The organism is Escherichia sp. R1 (assembly GCF_003000935.1).
Taxonomy (GTDB): Bacteria; Pseudomonadota; Gammaproteobacteria; order Enterobacterales; family Enterobacteriaceae; genus Escherichia; species Escherichia coli.
In genome coordinates, this window is sequence record NZ_PSRU01000088.1 from 1 (window position 1) to 663 (window position 663).

The window sequence follows — 663 nt, forward strand, 5'->3', positions numbered from 1 at the left end:
CGGCTGGTCCGGGTCCCCGTTCAGGAAGTCCACTATCACTTCCTGACCCACACGCGGTATCGCCAGGTTACCGAACCCCGGCCCCGCCCACGCCTGTGACACCCTCACCCAGCACGAACTCTCCTCCGTCATGCCGTTATACCTGTCCCAGTGAAACTTCACCCGTACCCGCCCGTGTTCGTCGCAGAAGATTTCCTCTCCTGCGGGACCGGTGACAATGGCGCTCTGTGGCCCGTCCACCTTCGGTTTGCTTTGCTGCCGTGGACGCCACGTCCGGTCCGCCGGTATCACCTCTAACTGATTGCCCAGCGTGGTTCCTCTCCCCTGGCTGCCGTGAAGCGCCTGCGGCTGGTCTCCTGACAGAATGCTCTGTACCACCTGCCATTCACGGTTCAGCATCTTCTGCGGATGCCCCGTCAGCGTAAACCGCGTTCCCGGCCACAGCTTCGGCGAATTACTCTGCCCTGTGGCCTTTTCCGCATCACTGCGCAGGCTCTCCATCTGGTACAGCGTGAAATCCTTGCCGTGCTGCTCATCCTTGAACCTTCCCGGATAATCAAATATTTCATACTGTTCAAGCTGTCCGTTCAGGCTCTCACCCTGCTGCTCATACATCCCCGGCCAGTCCGGCACCTTAAACGTGTAATCCTGGCTCTGCACCGA

1 protein-coding gene is annotated in these 663 nt (G+C 59.9%); it reads right to left on the minus strand.

The window, feature by feature from the left end; genetic code table 11:
- Positions 1-663, minus strand: a 663-nt coding sequence (gene tssI, locus C4F37_RS27230) for a type VI secretion system tip protein TssI/VgrG (RefSeq protein WP_158701365.1), incomplete at both ends; no start/stop codon positions are given.